21 protein-coding genes and 1 tRNA gene are annotated in these 16,513 nt (G+C 69.6%); 14 read left to right on the top strand and 8 right to left on the bottom strand.

Going from position 1 to position 16,513, the window contains the following annotated elements:
- Positions 1–8: 8 nt before the first annotated feature.
- Positions 9–1,289 (bottom strand): alpha/beta hydrolase, encoded by a 1,281-nt coding sequence (locus HBB12_RS12915; protein WP_442919258.1) that lies wholly within the window; start codon positions 1,287–1,289, stop codon positions 9–11.
- 292 nt (positions 1,290–1,581) lie between these two features.
- On the opposite strand from HBB12_RS12915, the gene HBB12_RS12910 reads away from it, so the two are divergent.
- The 7 genes from HBB12_RS12910 (at position 1,582) to HBB12_RS12880 (ending at position 6,225) form a co-directional block, all read left to right on the top strand.
- Positions 1,582–2,373 (top strand): glycosyltransferase family 2 protein, encoded by a 792-nt coding sequence (locus HBB12_RS12910; protein WP_236989707.1) that lies wholly within the window; start codon positions 1,582–1,584, stop codon positions 2,371–2,373.
- Positions 2,374–2,460: 87 nt separating this feature from the next.
- Complete coding sequence (locus HBB12_RS12905; RefSeq protein ID WP_236989706.1) at positions 2,461–3,144, top strand: hypothetical protein; 684 nt, start codon at positions 2,461–2,463, stop codon at positions 3,142–3,144.
- Positions 3,134–3,529: a type II toxin-antitoxin system death-on-curing family toxin gene (locus HBB12_RS12900; RefSeq protein ID WP_236989705.1), complete on the top strand. Its 396-nt coding sequence runs from the start codon at positions 3,134–3,136 to the stop codon at positions 3,527–3,529. The genes HBB12_RS12905 and HBB12_RS12900 overlap by 11 nt, the downstream gene beginning before the upstream one ends.
- A 321-nt stretch (positions 3,530–3,850) precedes the next feature.
- Positions 3,851–4,318, top strand: a complete 468-nt coding sequence (locus HBB12_RS12895) for a chemotaxis protein CheB (protein WP_236989704.1) — start codon at positions 3,851–3,853, stop codon at positions 4,316–4,318.
- Positions 4,318–4,884: an HWE histidine kinase domain-containing protein gene (locus HBB12_RS12890; RefSeq protein ID WP_236989703.1), complete on the top strand. Its 567-nt coding sequence runs from the start codon at positions 4,318–4,320 to the stop codon at positions 4,882–4,884. The genes HBB12_RS12895 and HBB12_RS12890 overlap by 1 nt, the downstream gene beginning before the upstream one ends.
- Complete coding sequence (locus tag HBB12_RS12885) at positions 4,874–5,623, top strand: Crp/Fnr family transcriptional regulator (protein ID WP_236989702.1); 750 nt, start codon at positions 4,874–4,876, stop codon at positions 5,621–5,623. Before HBB12_RS12890 ends, HBB12_RS12885 begins: the two co-directional genes overlap by 11 nt.
- A 344-nt stretch (positions 5,624–5,967) precedes the next feature.
- Positions 5,968–6,225, top strand: coding sequence for a hypothetical protein (locus HBB12_RS12880; protein ID WP_236989701.1), 258 nt, complete (start codon positions 5,968–5,970; stop codon positions 6,223–6,225).
- 7 nt (positions 6,226–6,232) lie between these two features.
- On the opposite strand, the gene argE is transcribed toward HBB12_RS12880, so the two are convergent.
- The 3 genes from argE to HBB12_RS12865 all read right to left on the bottom strand — a co-directional run bounded on the left by argE (position 6,233) and on the right by HBB12_RS12865 (position 8,211).
- A complete protein-coding gene (gene argE / locus HBB12_RS12875) occupies positions 6,233–7,423 on the bottom strand; it encodes an acetylornithine deacetylase (RefSeq protein ID WP_236989700.1) in 1,191 nt (396 codons plus the stop codon).
- A gap of 136 nt (positions 7,424–7,559) precedes the next feature.
- Positions 7,560–7,901 carry a DUF1491 family protein gene (locus HBB12_RS12870; RefSeq protein WP_236989699.1) on the bottom strand — a complete coding sequence of 114 codons (342 nt, stop codon included), beginning with the start codon at positions 7,899–7,901 and terminating at the stop codon, positions 7,560–7,562.
- 109 nt (positions 7,902–8,010) lie between these two features.
- Positions 8,011–8,211 carry a hypothetical protein gene (locus tag HBB12_RS12865; RefSeq protein ID WP_236992764.1) on the bottom strand — a complete coding sequence of 67 codons (201 nt, stop codon included), beginning with the start codon at positions 8,209–8,211 and terminating at the stop codon, positions 8,011–8,013.
- 453 nt (positions 8,212–8,664) lie between these two features.
- Between HBB12_RS12865 and HBB12_RS12860 the strand changes: the two genes are divergently transcribed.
- Entirely contained in the window at positions 8,665–9,861 is a 1,197-nt protein-coding gene (locus HBB12_RS12860) for an MFS transporter (RefSeq protein WP_236989698.1), read from the top strand.
- A 27-nt stretch (positions 9,862–9,888) separates the two neighbouring features.
- On the top strand, positions 9,889–10,959 hold the full coding sequence (locus HBB12_RS12855) for a spore photoproduct lyase family protein (protein WP_442919357.1): 1,071 nt from the start codon (positions 9,889–9,891) through the stop codon (positions 10,957–10,959).
- 13 nt (positions 10,960–10,972) lie between these two features.
- On the opposite strand, the gene HBB12_RS12850 is transcribed toward HBB12_RS12855, so the two are convergent.
- Together HBB12_RS12850 and HBB12_RS12845 are read right to left on the bottom strand one after the other, a co-directional pair.
- Positions 10,973–11,281 (bottom strand): ETC complex I subunit, encoded by a 309-nt coding sequence (locus tag HBB12_RS12850; protein WP_236989697.1) that lies wholly within the window; start codon positions 11,279–11,281, stop codon positions 10,973–10,975.
- Between the two features lie 25 nt (positions 11,282–11,306).
- Positions 11,307–11,383: transfer RNA gene (locus HBB12_RS12845), tRNA-Pro, on the bottom strand.
- A 559-nt stretch (positions 11,384–11,942) separates the two neighbouring features.
- On the opposite strand from HBB12_RS12845, the gene HBB12_RS34480 reads away from it, so the two are divergent.
- Both HBB12_RS34480 and HBB12_RS12840 read left to right on the top strand, forming a co-directional pair.
- Positions 11,943–12,272: a DUF4258 domain-containing protein gene (locus HBB12_RS34480; protein WP_442919257.1), complete on the top strand. Its 330-nt coding sequence runs from the start codon at positions 11,943–11,945 to the stop codon at positions 12,270–12,272.
- A gap of 67 nt (positions 12,273–12,339) precedes the next feature.
- Positions 12,340–12,786: a transcriptional regulator gene (locus HBB12_RS12840; RefSeq protein WP_236989696.1), complete on the top strand. Its 447-nt coding sequence runs from the start codon at positions 12,340–12,342 to the stop codon at positions 12,784–12,786.
- Positions 12,787–12,933: 147 nt separating this feature from the next.
- Here the strand turns inward: HBB12_RS12840 and HBB12_RS34280 are convergent, their stop codons facing one another.
- On the bottom strand, positions 12,934–13,062 hold the full coding sequence (locus HBB12_RS34280; RefSeq protein ID WP_272913266.1) for a hypothetical protein: 129 nt from the start codon (positions 13,060–13,062) through the stop codon (positions 12,934–12,936).
- Between the two features lie 175 nt (positions 13,063–13,237).
- On the opposite strand from HBB12_RS34280, the gene HBB12_RS12835 reads away from it, so the two are divergent.
- Positions 13,238–14,041, top strand: coding sequence for a BglII/BstYI family type II restriction endonuclease (locus HBB12_RS12835; RefSeq protein WP_236989695.1), 804 nt, complete (start codon positions 13,238–13,240; stop codon positions 14,039–14,041).
- Here the strand turns inward: HBB12_RS12835 and HBB12_RS12830 are convergent.
- Positions 14,031–14,882: an MT-A70 family methyltransferase gene (locus tag HBB12_RS12830; RefSeq protein ID WP_236989694.1), complete on the bottom strand. Its 852-nt coding sequence runs from the start codon at positions 14,880–14,882 to the stop codon at positions 14,031–14,033. The two genes, HBB12_RS12835 and HBB12_RS12830, sit on opposite strands and share 11 nt — an antisense overlap.
- A gap of 259 nt (positions 14,883–15,141) precedes the next feature.
- On the opposite strand from HBB12_RS12830, the gene HBB12_RS12825 reads away from it, so the two are divergent.
- Together HBB12_RS12825 and ruvA are read left to right on the top strand one after the other, a co-directional pair.
- Positions 15,142–15,747 carry a PAS domain-containing protein gene (locus tag HBB12_RS12825; RefSeq protein ID WP_236989693.1) on the top strand — a complete coding sequence of 202 codons (606 nt, stop codon included), beginning with the start codon at positions 15,142–15,144 and terminating at the stop codon, positions 15,745–15,747.
- A gap of 122 nt (positions 15,748–15,869) precedes the next feature.
- Positions 15,870–16,496: a Holliday junction branch migration protein RuvA gene (gene ruvA, locus HBB12_RS12820; RefSeq protein ID WP_236989692.1), complete on the top strand. Its 627-nt coding sequence runs from the start codon at positions 15,870–15,872 to the stop codon at positions 16,494–16,496.
- Positions 16,497–16,513: the final 17 nt, after the last annotated feature.

Genomic DNA, 16,513 nt, shown 5'->3' with positions numbered 1-16,513 from the left:
CCGGGCCGTCAGCGCCCGCCGAGCGCCCGGGCCGGCGCGGTGGCGAGATCGACCGCGCCCTCGGCGGTGTCGCCGATGCCCTGGCCGAGGTTGCGCAGGTGCTCGCCATAGGTCTCGCGGCTCTGAGGATCGAGGACCGCGACCGGGGCCGAGACCGCGAGGCCGGCGGCGGTGCCGACCGTGGCGGCGGCGCCCGCGGTCATCTGGACGATGCGGTCGCTCAAGCCCACGCGGGAATCGGTGATGGTCTGGCCCTGTGCCAGGCGGTTGCCGAGCAGCGCCACGAGCTGCGGGCTGCCGGCGAACTTGCCGTGGTTGAGGGCGTCGCTCCCCTTCATGGCGGTCAGGTTGAGGACCGCGATGTTCTCGCGGGCGAGTTCGGTCCGGTAGGGCTCGGTCGAGGGGTCGATGGCCCCGAGCCGCGCGCCGGAACTGCCCCAGACCAGGCGCGAGACCGCGAGCGCGTTGTCGTCCTGCGACACGAACAGGCTCAATCGAGGCCGGCCCGGGCCCATGTCGCGAAACGCCTCGCGGGCCAGATCGACGTCGACGTCGGGAGCGGCCAGCACCACGTCGCGGATCTTCGGCGCCACGCGCCCGTCGCGGATCGCCATCTGGCGCAAGGATTCGAGCACCAGCCAGTTGCCCATCGAATGGGCGAGCACCGTGATCTCGGCCACCTCCGGATTCTGCGCGAGGCGGCGCAGCACGCCTTCCAGCGCGTTGCGCGAGTAGTTGGTGCTCTCGCGGTCGTAGCCGTAGGCGAGCACGCTGCCGCGCGACGGCCAGGTGAACAGCACCGGCACCACCTCGGCCCTCGTGTCGTGGACGATCTGGGCGAAGCGGTAGACCGCGTCCTCGAAGCGGTTGTTGAAGCCGTGGACGAAGACCAGCACGTGGCGCTTGCCGGCACGCGCGGTATGGCGCAGGCGGGCCGCCGCCTCCGGCCGGTCCAGGGTCTCGGCTTTCAGGGTCACGAAGTCGGTCGCGGGGTTGCCGGGCAGCTCCTTGGGCCACTGCACCGTGCCGGGCTGGCGCACGGAATCCGGCGGGATCGACACCGTGATGTCGGCGTAGGACAGGGCCGGCCCGCGATCGCCCGAATACATCTCGCCCGGATTGGCGGCGGTCTTGCGGGTGGTCGCCACCAGCATGTCGACGCGCGAGGCCCCCGGCACCGTGGCGGCCACCGGCGCCAGCACGCCCTTCGGCGCGCCCGCGCAGGCGCCGAGCATGGTCGCGGCGAGGAGGAGCCCCAGGCACCTTTTCCGCACGAGAGCCCCCTGCACCAAGACCCGCTCCCCACCCGCGCCCGACCGGCAAACCTTGCGGCAGCCGGCGATTCGTCGTGCCCGATTCTCCCGGGCACTCCTTAAGGATCAGCCAAATCGGTGCGGCGCCAATGGGGCGGCGGGGCCGGACCACGTTTCTTCCGGCGGCCGTTGCCGCGAGGGCACGCTCCCGCCCGCCCGCTTGCGTCCCGGACGGGGCCGGTTTCCAGGACCCCGAACAATGCTCTAGAGGCTCAAGGATGACGGTCCGGCGCCCGGTCGAGCCGGACCTCCTTTTCGCCTGTCGTCCATGGTCGCCCCCCTCCCCCTCTCGATCTTCCTCATCGCCCACAACGAGGCCGACCGGATCGGCGCCACGCTGGCGGCGGTCCGCGACCTGACCGACGACCTGATCGTGGTCGATTCCGGCTCCACCGACGGCACGCAGGCCCTCGCCGCCTCCTTGGGCGCGCGGGTGATCGAACGGGGCTGGCCCGGCTACGGGCCGCAGAAGCGCTTCGCCGAGGAGCAGTGCCGGCACGTCTGGATGCTGAACCTCGATGCCGACGAGGTGGTGCCGCCGGAGCTGTCCGCCGAGATCCGGCGGCTGTTCTCGGCCGGCGAGCCGCCGCATCCGGCCTACGAGCTGGGCATCGCCGAGGTGTTTCCCGGCGAGACGCGGCCGCACCGCCTCGCCTACACCTTGTGGCCGGTGCGGCTCTACCGGCGCGACCGCGGCCGCTACTCGCCCTCGCCGGTCCACGACCGGGTCGACCTCGACGCGAGCGCCACAATCGGGCGGCTCAAGGGCGTGATCCACCACTTCTCGGTCCGCTCCCTCGGCGACCAGCTCGACAAGCTCAACCGCTATTCCGACCAGCAGGCCGACGACCTCGAAGCCCGCGGCGTCGTCATCCCGACCTGGCGCCTGTTCGTCGAGCTGCCGGGCAACTTCCTCAAGGCCTATATCGGCCGGCGCCACTGCGTGCGCGGCGCCTACGGCTTCCTCACGGCGATGAACTACGCGATCTCGCGCCACCTGCGGGTCGCCAAGCATTACGAGCGCCGGATCGGCGGGCGGAGCGGGATGCGGGGGCGCTAACTCATAGCGGCCAGCTTCGGTGAGGCGAGGCGCCGGATTGCGCCATGAGCGACCGGCGCACTACATTCCGTCCATCAGGAGATTCCGATGGGCATGCCCGCCTTTGACATGTCGGCCTTTGAGGCTGCGCAGCGCGCAGTGCGGAGCAAGCCGGGAGCCACAACGACCGTTTTCCTTGCGCCGAGGCTCAATTCCAATACCTCAATTGATGAGGCGAAAGAACACGTTCGCACCTTAACGAACGCCCTGATCGGGGTCTACGCATCTTGGCGTGCTGGTGCCCTGCAAGGCATCGCCGAGCTTCCGACGTTGATCGAAAGCGCATGTCGCTCGCAATCTCTTGATCAAATCCGATTTATTTCAGCCAATCTTGCCGAACTACTGGATAAAGTGGGAGACGACCGCAAGGCCCATGCCGATATGGACGATGAGACCATACGCAATGTCTTGCCGTTCTTAGAACAATCCAGCCAGATCTCAGCCGAGACCGGGCGCTTCATGCGCAAAGAGATCAAACGCGTCGAGCAGATGGCGAAGGCGCGAGCGGCGACATACGATAAAATTCTGATGCGGATTAGAGTGGCCAAGGAGCGGCTGGACGGCTTCATCGCATCTCAGGCCTTGGAGGCCGCCTCTTCGCGAGAGGAGAATGAGAAGGCCGGATACATGGAGAATGCCCTTCGCCGGCCAGCCGATATCGAGGGCGTCAGGGAGCGGACCGCCCGCCGGTTGAAGCAGTTCCCGAAAACGGCTGCCTACCTTGCCCGCTGATCCTCCGATTTGGATCACGGCGGATGAAATCGAAGCGATCAACCAGGAAATCCTGAGCGAGACCTCAGAGCCCTTCCACGTCCTGAACCGGGGCGGCCTGGAGAGCGCAGCCGCTCGGCCGCTCAACGCCTGGGCGTACGAAGGTGAGGACGACCGCATCGTGCTGGCTGTCCGCCTTCTGGAAGGCATCGGCCAGAACCACTGCTTCCAGCAAGGCAACAAACGCACGGCGTTCTTCGCCGCCTTGGAATTCATCGAACGCAACGGCGGCGAGTACGCGGTGAATGACAGCGACGATCTCGGCCGCCTCTGCGAAGCCGTGATTCTCCGGCAGGCCGCCCCGATGGAGTTGGTCGCCATGCTGCGACGGCGAGTGCGGTTCTGATCCATACGGGACGAACAGCGATGCCCCGCTCATCCTAAGCAGATTTCGCAAAAGTGGTGGCCGGCTTTGCGAAAAAAATCTGCGATAAAACAACAACCTAAGCGGACGAAGCGTTGGCTTGCCAACGCAAGTCTGCCTAGAACACCCGATCGCCGGCACGGCCTGCGCGGCGACCGGAGGCAGGTTCGGCGGGCAGGTGATCATCCGGCCGATAAGCCGCGGGTTTGCCGCCGCTTGGCCTGACAGCGCGGCGCCGGGCGCGTATGGTCGGGGACTGTCAGCAGCAACCTCAGATACGACGTGCACCGGAGGCGACGACCCTTGGCGAGGAAGACCCGCGCGGAACCGGGCACCGATGGCGCGGACGAGCGGCCGGGGGTGGTCGGCGTCGGCACCTCGGGAGCCGCGATCGAGTCCCTGGGACGCTTCCTCGCCGACGCGTCGGAGATGCCGGGCGTCGCCGTCATGGTGGCGCTCCAGCAACGCGATGCGATCGACGCGGTGCGCCGGCGCACGGGACTGGCGCCGGCCCCGGTCGAGACCGGGCACCTCGACCTCCTGCCCGAGGACGGCACCGTCGCCCTGGTCCAGGGGCGGTTCCGCCTCGCGGCGACGGACAACCCGGGCGGGCGGGGCAGCCTCGACACCGTCCTGGTCTCCCTCGGCGAGGACCAGGCCGCCAGCGCCGGAGCGGCGGTGCTCGCCGTCGGCGACGGGACGCTGGGCATCACCGCCATCGAGGCGGCGGGCGGCCTGACCCTGGCCGAGCCGCACTCGACGACTTCGTGATGCATCTCGACGGCCGGCTCGGGGCGCTCGCCCGCACCCAGACCATCCTGACCCGCAGCGCCGACGCCGCCACCGATCTCGCCGAGCCGGTCGGCGAGGAGGTACTGTCGCACGCGGTGCGGGACGGCGGCCAGGCGACCCTCACCGGCCCGGAGGTGCGCCTGCCGCAGAAGACCGCCGAGACCCTGGGCCTGGTGCTGCACGAGTTCGCCACCGACGCGATCGAGTACGGGGCGCTCGCCCCGCCGGAGGGGCGGATCGTCATCGCCTGGCGCGTCTCCGGCGGGGGGGCGGACAAGCGCCTGCGCCTCGAATGGCAGGAGAGCGGCGCCGCCCTGCTGGCGACGGCGCCGACCCGGCGCGGCTTCGGGCGCGAGCTGATCGCGCAGGGGCCGGTCTACGAGTGCTGTGCCACGACGGCCCCGGCATACCGTCCCGGCGGCGTGCGCTGCATCGTCGAGCTGCCGGTCCAAACGCCGCGGGCCGTGAACCGAGCGCCGCAGGCAGGAGCCGGCGTGCCGCAGGCGCCCGGTGCGTCGTCGGGGGAGACCGACGGTGCCGGCTGAGCCCCTCGCCCGCGGCCTCGCCGCCCCGGACGCGGTCCTGCGCCAGCTATCCGGCTACGCCCCGCTGACGTCCGACGAGGAGGGGCTGCTGCGCCAGGTCACCGCCCGTCCGGTGCCGGTGCCGGCCCGCGCCGAGCTGGTGCGCGACGGCGAGGCCGCGCCGCGGGCGCAGGTGCTGATGGAGGGCTGGGCCTGCCGCCAGCGGCTCCTCGCCGACGGGCGGCGCCAGATCGTCGTCGTCCTCTTGCCCGGCGACCTGATCGGCTTCGACCTGCGCCGGCGCCCGCTGCCCTTCGGCTCGGTCACGACCCTGACGCCGGCCCTCGTCTGCGAGGCGGGCGCCCTGCGCGAGCGCGCCGCATCGCAGGACGCCCCGCCGGACCGCGGGACCGGCCTGGCGGCGGCCCTGCGGCAGGCGCGGGAGATGGAGGAGTTCTGGCTCGTCAACCAGGTGGTGCGCCTCGGTCGCCAGACCGCCTACGAGCGCGTCGCCCATTTCCTCCTGGAGCTGTGCGAGCGGCTGGCCGCGGTGGACAGGGTGCAGGAGAACCGGTTCTCGTTCCCGATCACCCAGGAAGTGCTGGCCGATGCGCTCGGCTTGAGCGTGGTGCACATGAACCGCACGATGCAGCAGCTGCGCCGGGACGGCCTGATCGAGCAGCGCGCCACCGCCATCACCCTGCGCGACGTGCCGGCCCTCGTCTCGATCGCGGATTATGCAGGTGCACACGGCCCCTGAACGCCGAGGATACTGCACAGGCCCGCCGAATCTTCACATAGGTGATGGAATGGCCTGAAAAAGACCAGCAACATCGCGAGTGTTGCGGCAATTCTTGCCCGACCGTCCCTGCTGGCCCGGTCTCGACCGGGTGGACGACCATCAGGGATGTTGCTGAGGCCCCCAAGTCGACTTCACCGCCCTGCTCGCTCCCGCCGGCAGGGCTTCTTTTTGGGCGGCCGCTTACGCCTTTTGCAGACGGGCGACGATGCCGCGTTGCCACCGTCGGCGAACCTTCCCATCCTGTCGGGGCCGCACCGAGCACGGCATCTCCTTCAGGCGGATGGGCGAGGGGGGAAACGGGCGTGGAGGATTACCGGGCCGAATTGCGGCGCCAGGTCCGCCTCGGCGACATCGCCACCGGCGAGGCGGCGGGCGCCTGCCTGCCGGGCCTGCTGCGGCGCCTCACCCACCACGAGGCCCGGGCCGGCACCGCCCGCTACCCGCTCCGCCTCTATCATCTCTGGCGCCGCAACAGCCTGCGCCGGCAGGTGGCCGATGCGCGCTGGCACGTCGAGCAGGGCCGCGCCGCCCGGATGGGCGAGCTGGAGCCGCGGCGCTGAGCCTGTCTCAGGCGCGGCTCTCCACGATCAGCCGGCGCACGAACCCCGCGCACTCGGCGAGCTCCGCGGTCTCGACGTATTCGTCGGCCTTGTGGGCGCGGGCGATGTCGCCGGGGCCGATCACCACCGAGGGGATGTCGCCGAGGCTCTGGAACAGGCCGGCCTCGGTGCCGTACGACACCTTGGCGTGGGCATTGCGGCCGGCAAGGCGCTTGGCCAGGGTGACGAGGGGCGCGTCGGGGGCGATGTCGAGGCCCGGATAATCGATCGTCGGCTCGACGGTGAGGCCGCTGGCCGGATCCCGGGCCTGCATCTCCGGCACCAGCACGTCGCGGGCGTAGGCCAGCGCCGTCTCGGCGAGGGCACGGGGATCGTCGGCGGCGATGGCCCGGAACTCGAACGCGACGGTGCAGCGGTCCGGCACGATGTTGGACGCCGTGCCGCCCTGGACGAGGGCGGTGAGTCCGGTCGTGTGGGGCACGTCGTAGAGGTCGTCGCGGGCGCCGTCCCGGGCCAGGCCCTCGGCGGTGAGCCGCACCCTGTCGATGAAGCGCGCGGCGTATTCGATGGCGTTGACCCCCGTCGGCGCCAGCGCCGAGTGGCAGGCGCGGCCGCGGAACGTCGCCTTCGCACCGTACTTGCCCTTGTGGCCGGTCACCACCGCCATGCCGGTCGGCTCGCCGACGAAGCAGCCCAGCGGCGCGATGCCCTGCTCGCGGATACGGGCGATGAGCGGCCGGACGCCGAGGCAGCCGACCTCCTCGTCGTAGGAGATCGCGAGGTGCAGCGGCCGGGCGAGCGGGGCCGCCGCCATCTCGGGCAGGAGCGCCAGGCAGACGGCGAGGAAGCCCTTCATGTCCGAGGTGCCGCGGCCGTAGAGGCGCCCGTCGATCTCGGTCAGCCGGAACGGGTCGTGCGTCCAGTCCTGGCCCTCGACCGGCACCACGTCGCTGTGGCCCGACAGCACGTAGCCCGCCCGGTCGGTGGGTCCGACCGTGACCCACAGGGCCGCCTTGCGCCCGGTCTCGTCCATCACCCGCTCGACCGCGGCGCCGTGGCGGCGGCAATAGGCCTCGACGTGATCGACGAGGGGCAGGTTGCTCGCCGAGCTGACCGTCTCGAAACCCACCAGGGTGGCGAGGAGGTCCGTGATGGCGGAGAGCGTGGAATCGGGGACCGCTGGGTCGGAGGGCGTCATGAGAAGAGTGCAGGCCTGACGGGGGATGACGAAAAAACGCGACCCCGCGAGGCTTGCAGGGCCGATGCCACCGCGTGGCGGGCAGCCGCCCCCTTATGCCGCGTTCCGGCGCCGACGGACAGCGGGCCGTCCGGCCCTACTCGGCGAGATCCAGGAAATGCCGCCCCTCCCGGTCGTCGATCTCGACGATCCAGAGGTCGGAATCGAACCGGATCTCACGGGCGAGCCGGGCCTCGACGTCGGGCGGCAGGGCCTCGCGCATCAGGGTCTCGAAGCGGCGGCCGGCGGTCTCGTCGCCCTCGAACAGGGCCTGGGGCGCCGGGCCGTAGAGATCGGCGCGGCCGTCGAGGCGGTCGACCTTGACGAAGATCGCGCCGGCCTCCGGCGCGCCGCGGCGGCGCTGCACCGCGCTCACCCCCTCGACCGCGCAGCGGCGCAGATGGGCGGCGACCCAGAAATCGGAGCGCAGGCGAGCCATCGGGCGGGGCATCCTCGGAGGGGGGTGTCGCCGGCTCCTCATAGGACAGCGCCCGATCGCGGGGCAATCGGGCGCTGCTTCGAACCGTGGATGTGAGACGGGTCCGGGATCAGGAGGCCGGAGCCGCGCCATTGACCTCCGCCACGTCGGCCCGCTCGCGCCAATCCTCGACGCCGTGCTGGCGGGCGAAGCGTAAGGTCGCGGCGCGGACCGCCCGCTCCGGATCGCGCGCGCGGGCGATTTCCACGGTCCCGACGGTGAACGGGACCCCGAGGATCTGCTTGGCGAACTGTACGCGGTACGGCGACATCATCCGTCTCCTCCAGCGATGGATCGCGTCGATGACGGGTGGGTTACCGCTCCCGGCTCCCGAGGCGACCGCGCCGCGGCCATCGGCCGGGACCAGGAATGAAGCACGCGTCCGCGCTCCGCCCAGTCTGTCGCGTCTCACCCGTCGGGGAACCGATCGACCACGATCGGAAAAAAGGTATCGGCGCATCCTGCACCAGAGCAAGTCGGTATTTCGGGCTCGCTCGATCCATCATGTGGCGACGATCTCCGCTCACGGAAGGTGCCTCACGGGCGTGTGATCGATGGCACGGCCGGATCGAGCTTGGCCGATCTTCTCGGCCGACCTCGGCCGGCGATGCGGCATGCCCGCAGGGCGGCCCCCCCGCGCGGGCGGCCCCGGTGCCGCAGCGCGAAAACCCGCTATGTCGGGCGCGCATCCCCTTTCAAGACGCTCCCCGCGCAAGACACACGCATGCAGGACGCACTCATGCAGGACGCGACCATGCCGCCCCTCTCCGCCGCGACCCGCCTGAGCCTCAGCCTGATCGCCGGCGGGGCTGTCGCCAACATCTACTACAACCAGCCGCTGCTCGGACTCTTGGTCCAGGTCTTCGGCCACGACGCCTCGGTGCTGGTGCCGACCGCGACGCTTGCCGGCTATGGAATCGGCATCCTCGGCCTCGTGCCGCTCGGCGACGCCGTGGCGCGGCGCAGCCTGATCGTCGGTCAGCTCCTGCTGCTGGCCGCCGTGCTGGTCCTGGCGGGCTTCAGCGGCTCCTTGAGCGTCCTGGTTCTGGCGAGCTTCCTGATCGGGGTACTGTCGACGGCGGCGCAGCAGGCGGTGCCCTTCGCCGCCGAACTGGCGCCGGACGCGACGCGGGGCCGGATGGTCGGCCAGGTGATGACGGGCCTGCTGCTGGGCATCCTGCTCGCCCGGACCTTGAGCGGCTTCGTCGGGGCGTGGCTCGGCTGGCGGGCGGTGTTCCTCGGCGCGGCCGGGCTCTCCGTGGCCTTCGCCGCCCTCGCCTGGTTCGGCCTGCCGAGGACGCCGCCCGCCGCGCGCCTCGGCTACGGCGCGCTGATGGGCTCGATCCTCGATCTCGTGCGCGAGCAGCCGGTGTTGCGCCGGGCCGCCCTGGCGCAGGCGCTGCTGTTTGCCGCCTTCAACGCGTTCTGGACCACGCTCGCGCTCCTCGTCGAGGGGCCGCCCTTCGGGCTCGATCCGGCCGGGGCCGGCCTGTTCGGGCTGATCGGCGCGGCGGGCGCGCTCTGCGCTCCGGTCGCCGGGCGCTTCGCCGATACCCGCAGCCCGCGCCCGGTGCTGGTCGGCGGCGCCGTGCTGACGCTCGCCGCCTTCCTGGTGTTCGGCCTCTTCGGCGGCCACTCGCTGGTCGCGCTCGCGGTCGGGGTCTTGCTCATCGACATCGGCATCAACACCGCGCTGATCGCCAACCAGACCCGGGTCTACGCCCTCGCCCCCGGGGCGCGGGGGCGGATCAACACGGTGTTCTTCACCGCGATCTTCGCCGGGGGGGCGCTCGGCGCCTCGGCCGGCACCCGGGCCTTCGCAGCCGGTGGCTGGCCGGCGCTCTGCGCCGTCGGCGGCGCCTTCGCGGCGGCGTCCCTGCTGGTGCCCCTGCTGGAGCCGCGCGACCACCCTAGATCCTGACGGTCTCCTTTCGGCAGAGCCCGCCCCCTGTCCAGTCCCCCCGCCCGCCTGCTCGCCATCGACACGATCTACCACGAGCCCGCGGTCAAGGACTTCGCCCGCGGCCGGGAGGTCCTGGCCCGCTTCCCCGACGCACGGCGGATCGAAGTGCCGTCGCACTGGAACATCCCGGAGCTGCACGGCAATGCCGGCTCGGTCGAGGATTGGGTGCGGATCAAGCGCTCGACCCTGGTGCTCGGGGTCAAGAAGGGCTTGGCCTCGCGGCCGAACGGGCGCAGCGCCCATTTCATCGCGCCGTCGAGCTCCAACGGCTGCGCCATGGCCTGCGCCTATTGCTACGTGCCGCGCCGCAAGGGCTACGCCAACCCGATCACCCTGTTCGTCAACACGGAGGCCGTCGGCCGGGCGATCCAGCGCCACGCCGCCGCCCAAGGCCCCCTCCCCGCCCCCGACCAGATCGACGAGAGATTCTGGGTCTACGACATCGGCGAGAACGGCGACCTCTCGGTCGATGCCCTCGCCTGCGACAGCGTGCGCGACCTCGTCGGGCTGTTCCGGGCGATCCCGAACGCCAGGGCCTCGTTCGCCACCAAGTTCGTCAACCGCGACCTGCTGGCCTACGCGCCGGAGGGCAAGACCCGGATCCGGTTCTCGCTGATGCCCGAGCGCATCGCCCGGGTGGTCGACGTGCGCACCTCACCGATGCCGGAGCGGATCGCCGCGATCGACGATTTCGTCGCCGCCGGCTACGAGGTCCACGTCAATTTCTCGCCGGTGATCCTGTACGAGGGCTGGGAGGAGGATTGGCGGATGCTGTTTCGCGCGCTCGATGCCGGAATCGGCCCGGCTGCCAGGGCGCAGCTCAAGGCCGAGATCATCTTCCTTACCCACAACGCCGCTCTGCACGACGTGAACCTGCGCTGGCACCCGAAGGCCGAGGCGCTGCTGTGGCGCCCCGACATCCAGGAGACCAAGCGCTCCGAGGGTGGGATGGAGAATCTGCGCTACCGTGCGCGCTGGAAGGGCCGGTGGCTTGCCCGGTTCAAGGCGCTCCTCGCCGAGGAGCTGCCCTATTGCGCCGTGCGCTACGCGTTCTGAGTCGCGGCCGGGATCAGTGGGTCCAGGGGGCGGTGCGGTTGTACTTGAAGTTGTCGGAATAGGAGAGGCCGCGGCGCAGGGCCTCCTGCGGCTCCTCGACCCGGTAGGCCAGCCCCTCGCGGGTCGCGTAGGCGATCGCCTCGTCCTTGGTGTCGAATTCGAGCCGCACCTGCTGCAGCATGTCCGAGGACGAGGTCCAGCCCATCAGCGGCTCGGTCTCCCGCGGGCTCGTCTGCTCGAACTCCAGCGTCCACTGCTTGGTCCGGGCGAGGCCGGACTGGGTCGGGTCCTTGGCAGGGCGGAAGATGCGGGCGGTCGACATCGCGGGCTCTGATCCGTGGGCTGAATGGTCGGGGCGGCCGGATTCGAACCAGCGACCCTCTGGTCCCAAACCAGATGCGCTACCAGACTGCGCTACGCCCCGATGCCTCGTGTCCTAGTGAAATTCCCGTCAGGGTGCAAGCTGCGGGGCGGGGCGGAAGGGGCGCGAAGGTGCTCGAAAATGCCGCTTCGGTGCGCATGGTCCCGCTAAAGTCCCACTAGTCGTTCTTGTCCTGTTCCGGGCGGGAGCGGGCATGAAAAATGCCCCGCTCGGCGGTGCTGGTGGGCAACGAGCCAGTTGTAGTGCATGAGAGTTGGACTCGGCCATGATCGACCCAAGGTGACTGCGGACGCGGTTCCATGCACGACGCGCGAGCGCGGCTGCGGCCGCGGCGTGCGTTGCCGCAACGCGGAAAACTGCGATGCGAGGGATCATGAAGCTATGTGCCGAGTTAGATAGCGACGCTGTCGACACCGCTTTTAAGGAGGGCGCATAGGACCGCTACCGACATCGGTAGCACTGCTGATGGCGGTTTGCGCGCTACGATCGCAACCCTCTCGGGGCGTGCAATCTGACGAACTTGTAATCCGAAAACCACACATTAGGTATGGCGGGGCACTTATCACGATGATAAGTCCTGTTGCCGTGAGGAGGGCAACCGATGGCGCCGAGCCAGCCATGGAAGCCATCCGATGCGACGGATGCAGTCAGGACGCTGGCTAAGAGCGACCGTCTGCGGATCACGTACACGAGCCACGTTCGTGATCGGCTTGAGGAAAGAGGTCTCACCACCGGTGACGCCCGATACGTCCTCAAGCACGGCTTCGTGTACGAACACCCGCAGGAGTCGACTCAAGCGGGCCTATACAAGTACCGGGTGGAAAGCAGATCGCCAAATTCCGGTAGTCGGACCCTATGCGTGGTTGTTATCCCCGATGTTACAAGCCTCTGGATGAAACTGGTGACCGTGATGTTCGTAGACGAGACGTAAACAAACATGGGGCATTCTTGCCCTGGCTTTGGGGCAATACCCCACTAAAATCGGTATGAGGGAAACTATGAACGCCTATCGCTACACGGAGAGCGGGCTCAACAACGTTATCATCGAGGGCGTGTCGCTCCTGCATGATGACGCTGGGGAGGAGTGCGTGACGATCCCGAACATCAATGGCCTGCATCAGGCTATCGCCCACGGTATCGTGACGAAGCGCTCCGCCATCACTGGCGCTGAGCTGCGCTTCCTCCGCACCGAAATGGGGTGCACCCAGGCGGAACTCGCTACGATCGTTCATCGCGAACCGCTGGCCGTGAGCCGGTGGGAGAGGAACGAGATCGAGATCGACAGCAACGCGGAGGCGATCATCCGACTCGTGGCAAGAGACACGCTGCAACTGCCGAAGGATGCTGATGTGCGAGACATCGCGGGCTGGTGCGTGCCCAGCGCTGAGACAGCGCCGCTGCGGATCGATGGATCGGATCCCACGAACTATAAGCTCGCCGCATAGGTGAGCAGGCCGCGTCATGCCTCGCGTGACGCGGCTTCGATGCGTCGTGCCAGCCTGTTTGTTCCTTCGATCATTGTGAACGAAAAATGCCCCGCCGGAACACACCGCGCGGGGCCCAAAGTGTGGCCGATGCCGGGCCGCCCCGGATCAGTCGTGCCCATGGTTGCGAATCTGCTCCCGGTCGATGGAGCGCAGCAGTTCGACCATCTGCCGCATCAGATCCCGGATCTCCCGCAGGAGAGTCAGCACCTCGGCCGGCCCCTGCAGGTGCACCATGGCGTCGCTCACCGTGCCAGGAGCATGGAGTGGCACCTTGTGCTTGTAGAGTTCGCCTCGCGAAACGTCCGGAACCTGACCCAGACAAGGACCCCGGCCCCAACCGCGCGACCAGGGCCGTGTCACAGGCTGCAACCTGGTGGATCCCGATCACTCGGTCTGGTAGCCAGCCGGCATGCTCGACTCTCTCGCCCAAGCCGGCTTCCAGATCGAATTCCGCTCGCACGCGCGGGCGATCCTGGGCGTCGATTTCCCCGAGGTCGCCACGGAGATCGAGCAGATCCTGCTCGCGTCGTCCGTCCCCATCGAGGAAATCGTCGGATCGGGTGGCGGCGAGACGAAAGGCACCCAGCGGCTTCGGCGCGCCCTCAAGGATCGGGGCTGGCGCAAGCACAACTTCGTCGTCCAGCGCGTGATCGACGGCCGGGCGCGGGAGAGCCAGTCGCACGAGGTCGACCATATCCGCGACTTCGCCGCGGGCACCGTCGCCCTGGAGATCGAGTGGAACAACAAGGACCCGTTCTTCGATCGGGACCTGGAGAACTTCAAGCGCCTGCACGCGGACGGCGCGATCAGCATCGGGGTGATCGTGACGCGCGGCGCGTCCCTCCAGGACGAGCTCCGGGCGCTGGTACGTCGGTTCGCGGAGGAGCGGGGCCTCGCCTCCGTCGACGACCTGACGGGTCTAGGACTGAGTCCGACGAAGCGGCAGCGCAACAACTACGCCAGCCGTCAGCGCGGGGGCATGACGTTCCCCGAGGCGTGGTCGGCGTCGTTCGTCGCCGACAAGTTCGGCGCCGCGACGACGCATTGGCGCAAGCTCGAGGACAGGGTCCATCGCGGCGTCGGCAATCCCTGCCCCCTGCTGCTGATCGGCCTGCCGGCATCCATCGTGACGTTCGGCGAGCCGGAGGCGGTCGTGGAAGCTCTCCTTGATGAGGGCGAGGCCGAGTCGATCGACGACACCTCTAATCGATGAGGATTCGGTCCTCGTCGCGATGGCCCGGCGCCCGGGAATGATGGGCGTAGGTGTCCCATGTCGGCGCGTAGCTGTCGTCGGCCTGGTTTCCCCAGGTGTGCCAGCCGGTCCTGACACCGCGCCCGAAGAGCTCGAGGCGCGGCCCGGGCGAGCAGGCCTCGATCAGGTCGTACTGCTCGTCCGGCTTGCGGGAATGCTCCCGCTTGCGGGTCTGCAGCATGTTGACCTGCGTCCGTCCCGGGGCGAGCGTGCGAGCGTTCTTGCCCCGGATGCCGAACAGCAGGAGCTCGGTGACGTTCCGGAAGTAGAAACCGACGCCGCGCCCGTCGGAACCACCGTCCTTCCTGATCTTGTGCCAGACGATGTTGGACTTGTAGGCGAAACCCCAGGCCCGCATGACCTCCAGCCCCTCGGGCAGCAAGGCGTTGGGGACCCAAAGGTACAGGTGACTGACCGGGGCGGCGGCCTCCTGGACGGGCAACATGCAGATTTCGGGCAGCGTCATCGTCGCGTAGCGGGAGAGGCGCTTGTGCTCCGGCGCCATCTTACCGGTGCGGTTCACGAACTGCCACGGCGGATCCGCCATCACCGTCCCGTACTTGGTCTTCTTCGCCGCCAGAAACGCGCGAAGATCTTCGGCGGACGAGCCGACATCGATCGGAGGCGGCGATTGCTTCATAAAAACCCGACCTGAGATGATGACTGGGTTCACAGTGAGATCTGCGCCGACCGTAGCCCATGCGGCGCCCGTCGTCGCGGGCAGAATGACGCCATCCACCCCGCTCGCATCGCCGGTGATCGGGACGACGAAGGACGGCACCTCGGCGTGGAAGGCATCCACCTCGGGCCCGGGATCGACCGCCCCGCCACAACGGCACCGATCGCCGGTCGCATAGCCCGGGTATCGACGCCGTTCAGCCGCGTCTCCGCGCCCGTCCGGCGGTCCGCGACCGGCGGCCGGACCTTGCGTTCATCGCGGCGCGACCGTCAGGACCACCGCAAAATACCTGCATTGACCGGCCTCGCCGGGAGAGCGCACAAGGCCGGAAACGCGTCCGATACTCCGGGGGCGTCGGGCGAGGCGGAGGCCGCGGAGATCCATGATCAGGGACGCCGAGGGAATGCGCGTCGCCGGTGCGGGGCGGCCGATACTGCCGGCGACGGTGGACATGGTCGGGACCTGGTCGTGGGATATCGCCGACGACCGGATGCATGCCGACGATGTCGCCGGCGACCTGTTCGGGGCCGATCTCGACCGCCTGGCGAATGGCGTGCCCCTGCGGGTCTTCGCGGCCCGCATCCATCCCGACGACCGCGACGCCGTCCTCGCCCGGATGCACCAGGGTGCGGCGCAGGGCGGCTCCTTCGTGGCCGAGTTCCGGGTGCGGAACACCGCCGGCGGGACCCTGTGGGTCCTCTCCCGCGCCCGCTACGAGCGCGACCGCGGCGGCCGCCCGGTGCGGGCGCACGGCATCCTGGTCGACATGACCGGCAGCGCGCTGAGCGAGACCGCCTACGACCATTGCGTCGACGCGCGGCCGGACTGCCCGCTCGAGCAGGCCGCCGAGGCCTGCATCGCCGCCCGCGAGGCCCTCGTGACGGCGGACCGGCCGTTCCTGCTGCGGATCGTCGACATGCTGCTCCTGGAACTCGGCCGCGAGATCGGCAAGGGCCTGCGCCGGGCCTATCTGCGCCGCCTGAGCTGACGGCCGTAGTCCGGGTCACGCCGGCGGGGCGACGCGCCGCATCGATGCGCCTTGTGGGCCGGGCCCGTGCTGGATAAGGCCGGGACCCGGGCGCTTCTCGCCCGCCAGAGATCCGGCAGGCGATGATCGGCAAGCTGAAGGGCGTGGTGGATTCCTACGGCGAGGATTTCGTGATCCTCGACGTGCACGGCGTCGGCTACGTGGTGCATTGCTCGGCCCGCACGCTCCAGCGCCTGCCCTCCACCGGCGAGGCGGCGGAGCTGGCGATCGAGACCCATGTGCGCGAGGACATGATCCGCCTCTACGGCTTCCGGGCCGATGCGGAGCGCGAGTGGTTCCGCCTGCTCCAGACCGTGCAGGGCGTCGGCACCCGGGTGGCGCTCGGCGTGCTCTCGGTGATGGAGCCGGGCGACCTCGCCACCGCCATCGCCACCGGCGACAAGGGCGCCATCGCCCGCGCCCCCGGCGTCGGCCCGCGCCTCGCCGCCCGCCTCGTGGCCGAACTGAAGGACAAGGCGCCCGCCTTCTCCCCCGTCGATCCGGCCCTGATCCAGCTGAGCGGAGCGGTGGAGGACAACACCGCGCCCCAGCCGGTCGCCGATGCGATCTCGGCGCTGGTCAATCTCGGCTACGCGCAGGTCCAGGCCTCGGCGGCGGTGGCCGCGGCGCTGAAGGGCGCCGGCGAGGGCGCGGCGGCAATGGAGGCCAAGACCCTGATCCGCCTCGGGTTGCGCGAGCTGGCACGGTGACCGGGCCCGGGCGGCAC

Origin of the sequence: Methylobacterium sp. SyP6R, assembly GCF_019216885.1 — a bacterium.
In the GTDB taxonomy this organism is placed as follows: Bacteria; Pseudomonadota; Alphaproteobacteria; order Rhizobiales; family Beijerinckiaceae; genus Methylobacterium.
The sequence above is the reverse complement of the archived record's forward strand: the minus strand, read 5'-3'. Positions and strand labels throughout refer to the sequence as shown.

Coding starts and splice junctions, on each gene's coding strand:
- HBB12_RS12910 (WP_236989707.1), top strand. CDS start 1,582: ATGGTCGCCCCCCTCCCCCTCTCGATCTTCCTCATCGCCCACAACGAG.
- HBB12_RS12905 (WP_236989706.1), top strand. CDS start 2,461: ATGGGCATGCCCGCCTTTGACATGTCGGCCTTTGAGGCTGCGCAGCGC.
- HBB12_RS12890 (WP_236989703.1), top strand. CDS start 4,318: ATGCATCTCGACGGCCGGCTCGGGGCGCTCGCCCGCACCCAGACCATC.
- argE (WP_236989700.1), bottom strand. CDS start 7,423: ATGACGCCCTCCGACCCAGCGGTCCCCGATTCCACGCTCTCCGCCATC.
- HBB12_RS12870 (WP_236989699.1), bottom strand. CDS start 7,901: ATGGCTCGCCTGCGCTCCGATTTCTGGGTCGCCGCCCATCTGCGCCGC.
- HBB12_RS12865 (WP_236992764.1), bottom strand. CDS start 8,211: ATGTCGCCGTACCGCGTACAGTTCGCCAAGCAGATCCTCGGGGTCCCG.
- HBB12_RS12860 (WP_236989698.1), top strand. CDS start 8,665: ATGCAGGACGCACTCATGCAGGACGCGACCATGCCGCCCCTCTCCGCC.
- HBB12_RS12850 (WP_236989697.1), bottom strand. CDS start 11,281: ATGTCGACCGCCCGCATCTTCCGCCCTGCCAAGGACCCGACCCAGTCC.
- HBB12_RS34480 (WP_442919257.1), top strand. CDS start 11,943: ATGGCGCCGAGCCAGCCATGGAAGCCATCCGATGCGACGGATGCAGTC.
- HBB12_RS12840 (WP_236989696.1), top strand. CDS start 12,340: ATGAACGCCTATCGCTACACGGAGAGCGGGCTCAACAACGTTATCATC.
- HBB12_RS34280 (WP_272913266.1), bottom strand. CDS start 13,062: ATGGTGCACCTGCAGGGGCCGGCCGAGGTGCTGACTCTCCTGCGGGAG.
- HBB12_RS12835 (WP_236989695.1), top strand. CDS start 13,238: ATGCTCGACTCTCTCGCCCAAGCCGGCTTCCAGATCGAATTCCGCTCG.
- HBB12_RS12825 (WP_236989693.1), top strand. CDS start 15,142: ATGATCAGGGACGCCGAGGGAATGCGCGTCGCCGGTGCGGGGCGGCCG.
- ruvA (WP_236989692.1), top strand. CDS start 15,870: ATGATCGGCAAGCTGAAGGGCGTGGTGGATTCCTACGGCGAGGATTTC.